This window comes from Burkholderia sp. 8Y (assembly GCF_902506145.1).
In the GTDB taxonomy this organism is placed as follows: Bacteria; Pseudomonadota; Gammaproteobacteria; order Burkholderiales; family Burkholderiaceae; genus Caballeronia.
In genome coordinates this window covers 2,947,079-2,959,633 of the sequence record NZ_LR733520.1, presented here as the reverse complement: position 1 = coordinate 2,959,633, position 12,555 = coordinate 2,947,079, and the positions used below count along the sequence as shown (strand labels likewise).

13 protein-coding genes and 1 tRNA gene are annotated in these 12,555 nt (G+C 64.5%); 6 read left to right on the top strand and 8 right to left on the bottom strand.

What is annotated here, in order from left to right; genetic code table 11:
- Entirely contained in the window at nucleotides 1-1,017 is a 1,017-nt protein-coding gene (locus tag GV035_RS24550) for a D-2-hydroxyacid dehydrogenase family protein (RefSeq protein WP_159837528.1), read from the top strand.
- 3 nt (nucleotides 1,018-1,020) lie between these two features.
- Here GV035_RS24550 and GV035_RS24545 read toward each other — a convergent pair whose 3' ends face one another.
- The 3 genes from GV035_RS24545 to GV035_RS24535 are packed head-to-tail and all read right to left on the bottom strand — an operon-like array spanning nucleotide 1,021 to nucleotide 2,803.
- The gene (locus GV035_RS24545; protein ID WP_159837526.1) at nucleotides 1,021-1,497 is read right to left on the bottom strand and encodes an OsmC family protein; all 477 of its coding nucleotides are present in this window, start codon (nucleotides 1,495-1,497) and stop codon (nucleotides 1,021-1,023) included.
- 19 nt (nucleotides 1,498-1,516) lie between these two features.
- Complete coding sequence (locus tag GV035_RS24540) at nucleotides 1,517-2,386, bottom strand: patatin-like phospholipase family protein (RefSeq protein ID WP_159837524.1); 870 nt, start codon at nucleotides 2,384-2,386, stop codon at nucleotides 1,517-1,519.
- A 3-nt stretch (nucleotides 2,387-2,389) separates the two neighbouring features.
- Complete coding sequence (locus GV035_RS24535; RefSeq protein WP_159837522.1) at nucleotides 2,390-2,803, bottom strand: PaaI family thioesterase; 414 nt, start codon at nucleotides 2,801-2,803, stop codon at nucleotides 2,390-2,392.
- A gap of 168 nt (nucleotides 2,804-2,971) precedes the next feature.
- Between GV035_RS24535 and GV035_RS24530 the strand changes: the two genes are divergently transcribed.
- From GV035_RS24530 to GV035_RS24515, 4 genes are all read left to right on the top strand, one after another.
- A tRNA-Lys gene (locus GV035_RS24530) sits at nucleotides 2,972-3,047 on the top strand.
- A 227-nt stretch (nucleotides 3,048-3,274) separates the two neighbouring features.
- Nucleotides 3,275-3,952 (top strand): CsgG/HfaB family protein, encoded by a 678-nt coding sequence (locus GV035_RS24525; RefSeq protein ID WP_159837520.1) that lies wholly within the window; start codon nucleotides 3,275-3,277, stop codon nucleotides 3,950-3,952.
- Nucleotides 3,953-3,982: 30 nt separating this feature from the next.
- The gene (locus GV035_RS24520; protein WP_159837518.1) at nucleotides 3,983-4,348 is read left to right on the top strand and encodes a DUF4810 domain-containing protein; all 366 of its coding nucleotides are present in this window, start codon (nucleotides 3,983-3,985) and stop codon (nucleotides 4,346-4,348) included.
- Nucleotides 4,349-4,357: 9 nt separating this feature from the next.
- Nucleotides 4,358-5,035 carry a DUF799 domain-containing protein gene (locus tag GV035_RS24515; RefSeq protein ID WP_159837516.1) on the top strand — a complete coding sequence of 226 codons (678 nt, stop codon included), beginning with the start codon at nucleotides 4,358-4,360 and terminating at the stop codon, nucleotides 5,033-5,035.
- A 38-nt stretch (nucleotides 5,036-5,073) separates the two neighbouring features.
- Here the strand turns inward: GV035_RS24515 and GV035_RS24510 are convergent, their stop codons facing one another.
- On the bottom strand, nucleotides 5,074-5,469 hold the full coding sequence (locus GV035_RS24510; protein ID WP_159837514.1) for a DUF488 domain-containing protein: 396 nt from the start codon (nucleotides 5,467-5,469) through the stop codon (nucleotides 5,074-5,076).
- Nucleotides 5,470-5,636: 167 nt separating this feature from the next.
- Between GV035_RS24510 and GV035_RS24505 the strand changes: the two genes are divergently transcribed.
- Nucleotides 5,637-7,001: an MFS transporter gene (locus GV035_RS24505; RefSeq protein ID WP_159838195.1), complete on the top strand. Its 1,365-nt coding sequence runs from the start codon at nucleotides 5,637-5,639 to the stop codon at nucleotides 6,999-7,001.
- A 371-nt stretch (nucleotides 7,002-7,372) separates the two neighbouring features.
- Here the strand turns inward: GV035_RS24505 and dbpA are convergent, their stop codons facing one another.
- From dbpA to gyrB, 4 genes are all read right to left on the bottom strand, one after another.
- On the bottom strand, nucleotides 7,373-8,755 hold the full coding sequence (gene dbpA, locus GV035_RS24500) for an ATP-dependent RNA helicase DbpA (RefSeq protein WP_159837512.1): 1,383 nt from the start codon (nucleotides 8,753-8,755) through the stop codon (nucleotides 7,373-7,375).
- Between the two features lie 4 nt (nucleotides 8,756-8,759).
- Complete coding sequence (locus tag GV035_RS24495) at nucleotides 8,760-8,954, bottom strand: hypothetical protein (RefSeq protein ID WP_159837510.1); 195 nt, start codon at nucleotides 8,952-8,954, stop codon at nucleotides 8,760-8,762.
- A gap of 101 nt (nucleotides 8,955-9,055) precedes the next feature.
- Entirely contained in the window at nucleotides 9,056-9,952 is an 897-nt protein-coding gene (locus GV035_RS24490; protein ID WP_159837508.1) for a phosphorothioated DNA-binding restriction endonuclease, read from the bottom strand.
- Nucleotides 9,953-10,005: 53 nt separating this feature from the next.
- Nucleotides 10,006-12,477: a DNA topoisomerase (ATP-hydrolyzing) subunit B gene (gene gyrB / locus GV035_RS24485; protein WP_159837507.1), complete on the bottom strand. Its 2,472-nt coding sequence runs from the start codon at nucleotides 12,475-12,477 to the stop codon at nucleotides 10,006-10,008.
- Nucleotides 12,478-12,555: the final 78 nt, after the last annotated feature.

The window sequence follows — 12,555 nt, the reverse complement described above, 5'->3', positions numbered from 1 at the left end:
ATGAAAATCGCCATTCTCGACGACTACCAGGACGCCGTCCGGAAGCTCGACTGCTTCCATCTGCTCGATGACCATGAAGTGAAGGTCTTCAATAACACGGTGCGCGGTCTCGGACAGTTGGCTAGCAGACTGTCGGAAGTGGACGCGCTGGTGCTCATTCGGGAACGCACGCGCATTAGCTCGCAACTGCTCGATAAATGCCCCAAATTGCGCATGATCAGCCAGACGGGCCGTGCGGGCGGCGGCCACATTGACATCGACGCGTGTACGGAACGCGGGATCGCGGTACTGGAAGGAACCGGTTCGCCCGTCGCGCCGGCCGAGCTGACGTGGGCGCTCATCATGGCGGCGCAGCGGCGCATTCCGCAGTACGTCGCCAACCTGAAGCAGGGCGCGTGGCAACAGTCGGGGCTCAAGACGTCGGCGCTGCCGCCCAACTTCGGGCTCGGCCAAGTGCTGCGCGGCCAGACGCTCGGCATCTGGGGCTACGGGAAGATCGGCAGGCTGGTGGCCGGTTACGGCAAGGCGTTCGGCATGAACGTGCTGGTCTACGGGCGCGAACATTCGCACGAGGCGGCGCGCGAGGACGGCGTCGCGATCGCGGAAAGCCGCGAAATGCTGTTCGAGCAAAGCGACGTGCTGACCGTGCATCTGCGCCTGAGCGACGAAACGCGCGGCATCGTCAAGACGGACGATCTGATGCGGATGAAACCCACGGCGCTCTTCGTCAATACGAGCCGCGCCGAGTTGCTCGAAGAGAACGCGCTTCTGAACTCGCTGCATCACAACCGGCCGGGCATGGTCGCCGTCGATGTCTATGAAAGCGAGCCGATCCTGCAAGGCTACGGGCTCTTGCGGATGGAAAATGTGATCTGCACGCCGCACATCGGCTATGTGGAGCGCGAGAGCTACGAGTTGTATTTCGGCGCGGCGTTCAGAAACATTCTCGCGTTCGATGCCGGCGATATGTCGAGCGTGGCGAACCCGGAGGCGCTGCAACACGCGCGCCGCCGTTGACACTCAGAGCGTCGACACGTTGATAGACGGCTCGCAGCGCACCGGGAAATTCACCGAATTCGCGATGAAGCAGTACCGGTGCGCCTCGTGATGCAGCCGCGCGGCGAGTTCCACGTCGCCGCCCGCACCGATTGTCACGTTCGGGCGCAGCAGCACATCGACGAAGCGCCCGCTTCCGCCCGGCTCTTCCTGCATCGTGCCGATGGCTTCATCGACATAGCCGGTGACGACCACCTTGTTCGTCGCGCAGAGGTGCAGATACCAGAGCATGTGGCACGACGAGAGCGACGCCACGAACAATTCCTCCGGGTTGTGACGCGCGGCGTCGCCGCGAAACGCCGGATCGCTCGATGCCTCGATCGCCACCTTGTTGCCGACGCGCACGAGATGATCGCGCGAATAGGCGTCATAAGCGGACGTGCCGGCGCCGAGATCGCCCGTCCACGCGACGGTCAGTTCATATCGATGCAGCTTCGACACGGCGTGCCTCCATGCAGGCTCAGGCGAGATGCGACGCGGTTTCCATCAGACGCGGCAGGCGTTCGAGAAAGTCCTCGCCGTCCGCGCGACCCAGATCGTAAGCATGCTCCATCTGCGACGGGCTCGTATAGTCCCAGCTCGATATCGGCACCTTGCGCGACGGCTGCACGTAAAGCCGCTGCTGCTCGCCGTGCGGCACGACGAACACGCGCTCGCGCGGATACAGGCGCGTGATCATGACGAGCACCGTGCCGGGCGACGCATCGAGCGCGGAAACGGGCACGTTGTCGACCATGCCGCCGTCGAGCACCGGGCGCCCGTTGCGACGCAGAATCGGCGTGAAAGGCGGCGTGCTGGACGATTGCAAGATGAGATCGGCCAGGTCTTCGATGGTCGCGCATTCCTGCGCCGTCACGAACTCGGGATGGAAGCCGAGCGCCTGACCGAGCGTCGGATGCAACGTCTTGCGCACGTATTTTTCGATGTTGTACGCGATCAGGCCCGCCGCCACGGCGCTGCGCGCGCCGAGCCAGCGCGGCAGATGTGACACGCCGATGCGTATTTCCGGCGCCGACGCGAGTTCGTCGAAGCGATCCGCGAAGATATCGAGCAGCGCCTGCCGGTAGATGCGGTAATGGGGAAACACCGACTGCCCGCGCAGCAGATTGCCCCAGTAGGCGTTTTTGGTGTTGCCGCGCAGGACTTCCGCGTAGTAGCGCATGACCCAGCGCGCGTCGTTGGTGTAGAGCATGCAGGCGGTGGCCGCGCCCGCCGAAATGCCGGCGATGATCCGTGGCCGCAGGTTCAGTTCCGGCTGCACGACGTTCCAGAATCCGGCCTGCCACCAGCAGCGGTTGCCGCCGCCGGCGAATACGACTTGATCGAACATTGCTTACTGGTCTTTGTTGATGAGCGCGTAGGTGGTCGTGGCGTGTGCGGCGAGTTCGCCCCGGTCGTCGTGCATGTCGATCTCGCCGAAGACGAGGTTGCGCCCGCGCCGCATGACGCGCGCGGTGACGAGCACGTCGCCGGCTTTGACCGGGCGCATGAACGTGGTGTTGAGCGAGACGGTGGTCATCGGCGAGAAGGCGCCCATGACGTGCGATATGGCGACGACCATCGCGGTATCGGCGGCGGCCATGAACACCTGACCGCAGATGACGCCGCCCGCGTGCCGCAGATGCTCCGAGTACGGCAGACGCAGCGTGACGCCATCGTCCCCGATGGCTTCTGGCGCGAGCGAGAGTTCGCGGACCCACGGCGCGAGGATGCTGTCCAGCAACGCGCGAATGGCGGCTTCGTCCATGTCTTCCGGTTCCGTGGTGAGTTGGCGAATCGCACGATGGTTCGGCGATGCGTCATGATAACGGCTGTTGGCTTGGGCGCTGTCTGGTGCGCGTTCGTTGCGGATTCGGGATTTCGCGCGGAGGGCTTGCGCTTTTCGAAATATTGCCGCTATAATTTCGTTTCTGTTGGGGCGTTAGCTCAGTTGGTAGAGCAGCGGACTCTTAATCCGTAGGTCGAGTGTTCGAGTCACTCACGCCCCACCAAGTATTCAAAAGGCCGGTCTAGCGAAAGCTGACCGGCCTTTCTCGTTTGCGCGTCGTGTTCCGCGAGCCTCATCCACTTTGTCAACCCTCCCCCAACATTCGGACCACTCCGAAGAACCCGCTCCCCGAATCGCTCAACAATCTACCTCCCTTTTCCGCCGTCCGCCGTTTTGCGTCGCGTCCCGACGCACACGCCGAAACGACGGCGTATTCCCGGAGGCAAACCCATGAAATTCACGAAAGCGCGAACGGCGCTCGTCGCCGCGTCTGTCGCGGCAGTCCTGTGCGGATGCGCAACCGAAGCGTCGCGTCCCCTGCCGGTGCCCGAAGTCAGCAGCGCCCGCACGCCGTACGCCGGCAAGCCGGTCGCCGTATCGGTCGGCAAGTTCGACAACCGTTCGAGCTACATGCGCGGCGTGTTCTCGGATGGCGTCGATCGCGTCGGCAGTCAGGCGAAGACCATTCTGCTCACGAGCCTGCAACAGAGTGGCCGCTTCACCGTCCTCGAGCGCGATAACCTCAACGAACTCAAGCAGGAAGCCGCGTTCGCAAACAAGAACCAGGCGCTCAAGGGCGCGAGCTACGTCATCACCGGCGACGTGACCGAATTCGGGCGCAAGGACGTCGGCGATCGAGAACTCTTCGGCATTCTCGGAAGCGGCAAGACGCAAGTCGCGTATGCGAAGGTCAGCCTCAACATCGTCGATACCACGACGTCCGAAGTCGTCGCGTCCAGCCAGGGCGCGGGCGAGTACAGCTTGTCGAATCGCGAAGTCATCGGCTTCGGCGGGACCGCCACCTACGACTCGACGCTCAACGGCAAAGTGCTCGATCTGGCGATTCAGGAAGCCGTCAATCACCTCGTCGAAAAGGTCGACGCAGGCGCGTTGCAAGCCGCGAAGTAACCGCATCACCACTCATAAGCAGGTCTCACCATGCATCACAAGAAGCAGTTCTTGACCGGCCTCGCGCTGCCGGTCGCGGCAGCGTGCGCGCTGCTGACCGGTTGCGCCACGCAAGGCACGCCGCCCCTTTATCAATGGGACGGTTATCAGCCGCAGGTGTACGAATACTTCAAAGGCCAGAAGAGCGCGGCCGAGCAGATCGACGCACTGGAAAAGTCGCGTCAGCAGATTCTCGCGAAGGGTCACGCGTTGCCGCCGGGTTTCCACGCGCATCTCGGCACGCTCTACGCGAGCGTCGGACAAGTCGATTCCGCCCGTCAGGAACTCAATGCCGAGAAGCAATCGTTTCCCGAGTCGTCCGCCTACATGGACTTCCTGTTGAGCCACCTCAAATAAACGCCGGCCATGACCATGAATTTTCCACGCAAGCTCCTCGCGATGCTCTCGGCGCTGCTCATGCTGAGCGCATGCGCCTCCCGCGCGCCGAATCAGGCGGACTACACGGCGTTCCGCAATAGCAAGCCGCACTCGATCCTCGTGCTGCCGCCGATCAACGCGACGTCCGACATCGGTGCGACGCACGGCATGTTGTCGCAAATGACGATGCCGCTCGCGGAAGCCGGTTACTACGTCGTGCCGGTCGCCGAAATGGACGAAACGTTCAAGCACAACGGCCTGACCACGCCCACCGATATCCAGAACGTCGCGCCCGCGAAGCTCCGCGAGATCTTCGGCGCGGACGCTGCGCTCTACACGACGGTCACGAGTTACGGCACGAAGTTCGTCGTCGTCGACAGCAAGACGGTCGTGTCGGCGAACGCGAAGCTCGTCGATCTGCGCTCAGGCGACGAGCTCTGGAAGGGCACCGCCACGGCGAACGGCAATGAAGTCGGCTACAACGTCGGCGTGGGCAACGGCAGCCTCGTCGGGATGCTGGTTCAGGGCGTCGCGAAACAGGTCACGCACTCGCTGACGGACAAATCCTTCGACGTCGCCGGCCTGACGAGCCAACGCCTGCTCGCCACGGGCGACAAGACGGGCCTGCTGTACGGCCCGCGCTCGCCGAAGTTCGGCACCGACTAAAGCATCGGCGATAGACGCCGCCACAGGCGTCTATCGCATCATTCCGGCGCGACCACCTCCGCGCCGCGCTTCAACAAAAGCTCCCGCAGCACCGACCGATGACACCGCGCTTCGTTCTCGCAGTAGCAGCCGACCGATAGATTCGTCGTATGCGAGAGCGCCGCGAGCAGATCCAGCGACCTGCTCGCCTCCGGCGTGGCCATCTCCGCCTTGAACTTCCTTACGAACGCGCGCCACTCCTGCTCGGTTTGCGCATGCAGCGCCTCGCTCACGCGTTCCGCCGACGGCGCGAGATTCGGATACCACACATCGTAGAAATCGCGGCTCGCGAACTCGGCCTTCGGCACGCCGCGCGGCGGCCGGCGCACCGTGCCGATGCGCAAGCCCTCGTTTTCGGCGCGCGGCGAGCCGAGCCGCACGATTCGAATCGCCATGCTCCATCTCCTTCTTTTGGTCGTGACAGCATAACCGCCGCCGACGTGTTCGAGCGCGATCGGTCGCGTTCCCGTATCGTGTCGGATTATTCTTCTTCCGCTTACATCCGGAACACGACGTGGCCGCCGATCCCGCTCACTCCGCTCCCCGCGACCCCGACGCGCCGATGACGCCCCGCGAGCGGCGCGGCATGGCCGCCATTCTGCTGGCCGTCGCGCTGGCGACACTCGATACCGCCATCGCCAATACCGCGCTGCCCGCCATCGCCGCCGATCTCGGCTCGACGCCCGCCGGGTCGGTCTGGATCATCAACGCCTATCAGCTCGCGATGGTCGCCACGCTGCTGCCGTTCGCGGCGCTCGGCGGCATCGTCGGGCATCGGCGCGTTTATCTGAGCGGGCTCGTCGTGTTCCTGATTGCCTCCGCGATATGCGCGTTCGCATGGTCCCTGCCGACGCTCGTCGCGGCGCGGCTGCTGCAAGGGCTCGGCGCGAGCGCGATCATGAGCGTGAACACGGCGCTCATCAGCGCGATTTTCCCGCTGCATCGGCTCGGGCGCGGCGTCGGCCTGAACGCGCTGATCGTCGGCATCGCGTTCGCGGTCGGGCCGACGGTCGCGTCAATCGTGCTGTCGCTCGGCACGTGGCCGTGGCTCTTCGCGGTGAATCTGCCGGTCGGCGTGCTCGCGCTTTTCATCGCATGGCCCGCGCTGCCGCAGACCAAGCGCAGCACGCACGGCTTCGATCGCGTGGCGGCGGCGCTCAACGTCGTCACGTTCGCGTCGCTGATTTTCGCGCTGGGCGAAGCAGCGCAGCGCGCGCCGTCGCGAACGGTGCTGGCATCGCTCGGCGTGGCGCTCGTCGCGGGCGCGCTGATGCTGCGGCGCGAGCGCGGCCATCCCGCGCCGATGCTGCCCGTCGATCTCTTTCGGCGCCCGATGTTCGCTCTCTCGACGATGACCGCCGTCTGCTCGTTCGCCGCGCAAGGGCTCGCGTTCGTGTCGCTGCCGTTCTATTTCGAAGGCGTGCTCGGCCGCACGCAAGTCGAAACCGGCTTTCTGATGACGCCGTGGTCGGTGCTCGTCGCGTTGATGGCGCCCATCGCGGGGCGCTTGTCCGACCGCTACGCGCCGGGACTGCTCGGCGGCATCGGGCTTGCGATTCTGTGCGCGGGCATGGTGTCCCTCGCGGCGCTGCCCGCGAACCCGCATGCGCTGGATATCTGCATCCGCATGTCTATTTGCGGCGCGGGCTTTGGGTTCTTTCAGTCGCCGAATCTGAAGGCGTTCATGGCGAGCGCGCCGCGCGAACGAAGCGGCGGCGCGAGCGGCGTGGTCGCGACCGCGCGGCTCGTCGGGCAGGCGACGGGCGCGGCGCTGGTCGCGCTGTGCTTCGGCATCGCGGGAAAGCACGGTCCGGCGCTCGCGCTTTCGCTGGGCGCTGGGTTTGCGGGTGCTGCGAGCATCGCGAGCGGGTTGCGGCTCGTGACGCGCGATGCCGGCGCGGCGTCGAGGGAAATGGCGCGGGAGTGAGTCGAGGGAGCTCGCAGCCGGGCGCTCGCGAAGTGCGATGCCGGCGCGGCGTCTCCTGGCGTGGCGCAGGAATGGGTCGAAGGCGATCAGACTCGTCGCTCGTGACGAGCGATACCGGCGCGGCGTCGGCCGGCATCGCGCGAGAGTGATTCGAGTCCGCGCCGACTTCGGCGCTCGGTACATGCAATGCCGGCGCCGGGTCGGTCGGCGCGGCGCGGCTGTGACGCCAATGCGCTCAGCTTGCCGCTCATGGCGCGCGATGCGGGGCGTCGAGGGAAATGGCGCGGGAGTGAGTCGAGCGCGCCCCGCGTTCGGGGCTCAGGACATGCAATGCTGGCACCGCGTCGGCGCCCATCCCCCGCAAAAGCGAATCAAATCCGCCGCACCTTCACCTTACGTCCCTTCAGCTTCCCAGCGCCGAGCTTCCGCATGGCGTCATCGGCGATGCCGCGTTCGACGGCCACGTAGGTCACCATGTCCATCACGTTGATCTTGCCGATCTGCGCGCCGTCGAAACCCGCATCGCCAGTGAGCGCGCCGAGCACGTCGCCCGGGCGAATCTTGTCCTTGCGCCCGCCGAGAATCTGCAATGTCGCCATCGGCGGCTTCAGATGCCCCGGCTCGGCCGACGTCAGTTCCGACAGCGGATGCCACTCCACTTCCGAACGCTGCGCTTGTTCAATCGCGCCCACGCGCCCCATCTCGTCCATGCTCGCGAGCGACAGCGCCCAGCCCTCCTCGCCCGCGCGCCCCGTGCGGCCGATGCGATGCACATGCACTTCCGGGTCCGGCGTCACATCGACGTTGATGACCGCTTCCAACTGCGCGATGTCGAGACCACGCGCCGCCACGTCGGTGGCGACGAGCACCGAGCAACTGCGATTGGCGAACTGCACGAGTACCTGATCGCGCTCACGCTGTTCGAGCTCGCCATGAAGCGTGAGCGCCTCGAAGCCTTGCGCGAGCAGAACGTCGAGCAAGTCGCGGCATTGCTGTTTGGTATTGCAAAACGCGAGCGTGCTCACCGGACGGTAGTGATCCAGCAGCAAGCCGACGGCATGCAGCCGCTCGTGGTCTTCCACCTGATAGAACCGCTGCTTGATCTTTGCGTTGCTGTGCTGCTCGGTGAGCTTGATTTCGCGCGGATTGCGCAGGAATTGCTGACTCAGCTTCACGATGCCTTCGGGATACGTCGCGGAAAACAGCAGCGTCTGACGATCCTTCGGACACTGCCGCGCCACCGATGCGATGTCGTCGAAAAAGCCCATGTCGAGCATGCGATCGGCTTCATCGAGCACGAGTGTGCGGACTGCGGCGAGCGACAGCGTTTCGCGCTGCAGATGGTCCATGATGCGCCCCGGCGTTCCCACGACGATATGCGCGCCGTGCTCGAGACTCGCGATCTGCGGACGCATGGGCGTGCCGCCGCACAGCGTCAGCACCTTGACGTTTTCTTCCGCACGCGCAAGGCGGCGGATTTCCTGCGTGACCTGATCGGCGAGTTCGCGCGTCGGGCACAGCACGAGCGCCTGCACGGCGAACTGCTTCGCGTCGAGCCGCGCGAGCAGCGGCAGAGTGAAGGCCGCGGTCTTGCCGCTGCCCGTCTTCGCCTGCGCGATGAGATCGTGCCCCGCGAGCGCGTGCGGCAGACTGGCGGCCTGAATCGGCGTCATCGACGTGTAGCCGAGTTGTTGCAGGTTCGCCTGCATCGCCGGGGCGAGCGGCAGGTTCGCGAAGGAGGTGTCGGTGGTCATGGCGTTAATGCGAGCCTCGCGGCGGGATATCGCTGACTTGTTCGTAGGAGACGGCGCCCTCCGGCGACTCGTGGCGCGTCACGTAGTTGCGCGCGCCGCACATCGGGCAGCGGAACAGCAGACCTTGGCCTTCGTTTTTGATGACGACGTCCGAGGGCTCCCATTCTGCGTGGCAGGACTGGTTTCGGCAGGTGAACATGGGGGATTTCTCTTTTTTGCGATCCGCGCGGGTGGCCCCGCGCGAGATGGATTTGGCTCGAAGCCGAAGTGTACGCGCGTTGCGGCGGGCGTTTGGCGGAATTACAGCGGGCGCGGGCGGCCTCGAAAGACCTCGGCGCGATGCCACGCGACAAACCGGCTCGACGGATGATGTTCCGCTCTGACGGGCGCGTTCAGCGCATTGCCGTGATGCCGCAGCAAGATGTGGTCGAACTGGTCGGTGCCGTGCGCTTCTTCGGACACCAGCACGCGCCGCTCGTCGCCGAGCGTGAAAGCGCCGATATCAAAGAGCTTGTGATGCAGGCAGCAGAGCGCAATGCCGTTCTCGACGACATCCGGCCCGTCGAACTGGAACCATTTGATATGCGCGGCTTCCAGCCCGATCGTGCGATTGCCGATCCGCATGTCGAGATTGCACAGGGCGCAGCGGTACTGATAGGCCCTGAGTACGTGGTCGCGAAAGTCGGGGCTGCGGCGGGTTCTGCCGGTCTGCGGCGCGTCGAGCGTCAGGCCTACGGCGGCGAGAATGTCCTCGTGCATGCTGTCCGGAAAATGCGCGTCGAGCATCATGCGCGCGACCGCATCGATGGCTTGTGGGTTGCGATCGAATGCGCGCTGGACGTCGTCGGAAAACCGGCCAGTGGCGTCGATGGTGCGCAACTGCGTCTTGGTCAACGCAGCGTTGGACGCGAGCAGACCGCCCGAGCCGTGCGCCGCGACTCGCCAGACGTCGTCGCTTTGCAGACGAAGAAACGGCATTTCCGGATACAGCGTGCGCCGCCACGGGCCGAACTCGCGCAAGAGTTCGTTGAGCTTGCTTTCGTACTGGTTGAACGGAACCTCGCGGACTCCGCGGCTGTACAAGCCGAGCGCGAGCAAGACGAGCAGTGGCTTGTGAGGCGCGCGCTCGTCACCGCGTTGCCAGATTTTCAACGCCTCGAAGCGTTGAAGGACGTCGGGCGGGTGACCGCGCTGCATGGTGCTTTTTTCAGAAGCGGGCGGCAGAGGGGCCGGCGGCGGCGCAACTCCCCTCAAACATCAATATTCCCCGCCCGCAACGCATTACTCTCGATAAACGCCCGGCGCGGTTCGACATCATCGCCCATCAGCGTCGTAAAGATGCCATCCGCCGCGATCGCGTCTTCAATCTGCACGCGCAGCAGACGCCGCACGTTCGGATCCATCGTCGTTTCCCAAAGCTGCTCGGGATTCATCTCGCCGAGTCCCTTATAGCGTTGCTTCGACACGTTGCGTTCCGCGTCCGCGATCAGCCACTTCATCGCGCTCTTGAAGTCCGACACGGCCATCGACCGTTCGCCGCGCTTGATCAGCGCGCCTTCGCCGATCAAGCCCTTGAACGTGTCCGCCGTCGAAACGAGCTGCTTGTAGTCGGCGGTCAATTGCAGGTCTTCGTCGAACACGGAAACCTTCACGTTGCCGTGATGACGCCGCTTGATATGCAGCGAGCGCACTTCGCGAACCGGGTCGTACGCCGGCTCGACCGACACTTCCGGCTTCAGCGGATCGGCACGCAGCCGCGCTTCGAGCGCCTTCGCCGATGCCGCCGCCGCTTCCTCCGTCGACAGATCGAGCACGACGCCATCCATGACGGCTTCGAGCGCGGCCGCGTCGTAGATGCGGCTGATGCGGTCCACCACCGCCTGCGCCAGCAAATAGGCACGCGCCAGTTCGCCGAGCGCATCGCCCGTGATGGGGTCCGCGCCTTCGCTCGGATGCAGTTCCGAACCCTGCAGCGCGAGCTTCAGCATGTGCTGGTTCAGCTCGTGCGCGTCCTTCATATACCGCTCGTCCTTGCCCGCCTTGATCTTGTAGAGCGGCGGCTGCGCGATATAGATATACCCGCGCTCGACAATCTCCGGCATCTGCCGGTAGAAGAACGTCAGCAACAGCGTGCGGATGTGCGCGCCGTCCACGTCCGCATCCGTCATGATGATGATGCGGTGATAGCGCAGCTTGTCGAGGTTGTAGTCGTCCTTTCCGATGCCGCAACCAAGCGCCGTCACCAGCGTCACGATCTGCTCGGACGAGATGAGCTTGTCGAAGCGCGCCTTCTCGACGTTCAGCACCTTGCCGCGCAGCGGCAAGATCGCCTGGAACTTGCGGTCGCGGCCCTGCTTAGCGGAGCCGCCCGCCGAGTCGCCCTCGACAATGTAGATTTCCGACTTCGCCGGATCCTTCTCCTGGCAGTCCGCGAGCTTGCCCGGCAGCCCGATGCCATCGAGCACGCCCTTGCGGCGCGTCATCTCCCGCGCCTTGCGGGCCGCGTCGCGCGCACGCGCGGCATCGACGATCTTGCCCGTGATGATCTTCGCGTCGCTCGGCGTTTCCTGGAGGAAGTCTTCGAGCGCCTTCGCGACGATTTCCTCGACCGGCGCGCGCACTTCGGACGACACCAGCTTGTCCTTCGTCTGCGAGCTGAACTTCGGTTCCGGCACCTTCACCGAGAGCACGCACGACAGACCTTCGCGCATGTCGTCGCCGGTGGTTTCCACCTTCGCCTTCTTCGCGATGTCGTTGTCCGTGATGTACTTGTTGATGACGCGCGTCATCGCGGCGCGCAGGCCGGTCAGGTGCGTGCCGCCGTCGCGCTGCGGAATGTTGTTCGTGAAGCAGAGCACGCTCTCGTTGAAGCTGTCGTTCCACTGCATCGCCACTTCGACGGTCACGTTCTCGCGCTCGCCGATTGCGTGGAACACGGTCGGATGCAGCACCTGCTTCTGCTTGTTGATGTATTCGACAAAGCCCTTCACGCCGCCCGCGAACGCGAAGTCGTCTTCCTTGCCGGTGCGCAGGTCCGTCAGCCGGATGCGCACGCCGTTGTTCAGGAAGGACAGCTCGCGCATGCGTTTGGCGAGAATGTCGTAGTGGAATTCGACATTGCCGAAGATGGTCGCATCCGCCAGGAAGTGAACTTCCGTGCCGCGCTTTTCGGTGTCGCCGACGACCGGCATCGGCGAATACTGCACGCCGTCTTCCTCGACGATCTCGCGGTTCTGCACCACGCCGCGCGAAAATTCCATGAAGTGCTTCTTGCCGTCGCGGCGCACCGTGAGGCGCAGCCATTCGGACAGCGCGTTCACGCACGAGACGCCCACGCCGTGCAGGCCGCCCGATACCTTGTAGCTGTTCTGGTCGAACTTGCCGCCCGCGTGCAGCTCGGTCATCACGATTTCAGCGGCGCTGCGCTTCGGATCGTGCTTGTCGTCGCGCTTGAGGCCGGTCGGCACGCCGCGGCCGTTGTCCGTCACGGAGATGGAGTTGTCCGCGTGAATCGTCACGTGGATGTCGTCGCAGTAGCCGGCCAGCGCCTCGTCGATGGAGTTGTCCAGCACTTCGAACACGAGGTGATGCAGACCGGTGCCATCCGACGTATCGCCGATATACATGCCCGGACGCTTGCGCACCGCCTCCAGACCTTCGAGGATCTGAATGGAGGATGCGCCGTAGCTGTTGTCGGGTTGCGAATGTGTGTTTTCAGTCATGGATTTCTTCCGGTTCTGCGTCACTGCTTCGACACTGCTTCGATAACTGCACGTAAATGCTCGAACTTTTCAAAACAC

What these genes read in the sequence shown, in the direction of transcription:
- GV035_RS24550 (WP_159837528.1), top strand. Translation starts at nt 1, where the DNA reads ATGAAAATCGCCATTCTCGACGACTACCAGGACGCCGTCCGGAAGCTC.
- GV035_RS24540 (WP_159837524.1), bottom strand. Translation starts at nt 2,386, where the DNA reads ATGTTCGATCAAGTCGTATTCGCCGGCGGCGGCAACCGCTGCTGGTGG.
- GV035_RS24535 (WP_159837522.1), bottom strand. Translation starts at nt 2,803, where the DNA reads ATGGACGAAGCCGCCATTCGCGCGTTGCTGGACAGCATCCTCGCGCCG.
- GV035_RS24525 (WP_159837520.1), top strand. Translation starts at nt 3,275, where the DNA reads ATGAAATTCACGAAAGCGCGAACGGCGCTCGTCGCCGCGTCTGTCGCG.
- GV035_RS24520 (WP_159837518.1), top strand. Translation starts at nt 3,983, where the DNA reads ATGCATCACAAGAAGCAGTTCTTGACCGGCCTCGCGCTGCCGGTCGCG.
- GV035_RS24515 (WP_159837516.1), top strand. Translation starts at nt 4,358, where the DNA reads ATGACCATGAATTTTCCACGCAAGCTCCTCGCGATGCTCTCGGCGCTG.
- GV035_RS24510 (WP_159837514.1), bottom strand. Translation starts at nt 5,469, where the DNA reads ATGGCGATTCGAATCGTGCGGCTCGGCTCGCCGCGCGCCGAAAACGAG.
- GV035_RS24505 (WP_159838195.1), top strand. Translation starts at nt 5,637, where the DNA reads ATGACGCCCCGCGAGCGGCGCGGCATGGCCGCCATTCTGCTGGCCGTC.
- dbpA (WP_159837512.1), bottom strand. Translation starts at nt 8,755, where the DNA reads ATGACCACCGACACCTCCTTCGCGAACCTGCCGCTCGCCCCGGCGATG.
- GV035_RS24495 (WP_159837510.1), bottom strand. Translation starts at nt 8,954, where the DNA reads ATGTTCACCTGCCGAAACCAGTCCTGCCACGCAGAATGGGAGCCCTCG.
- GV035_RS24490 (WP_159837508.1), bottom strand. Translation starts at nt 9,952, where the DNA reads ATGCAGCGCGGTCACCCGCCCGACGTCCTTCAACGCTTCGAGGCGTTG.
- gyrB (WP_159837507.1), bottom strand. Translation starts at nt 12,477, where the DNA reads ATGACTGAAAACACACATTCGCAACCCGACAACAGCTACGGCGCATCC.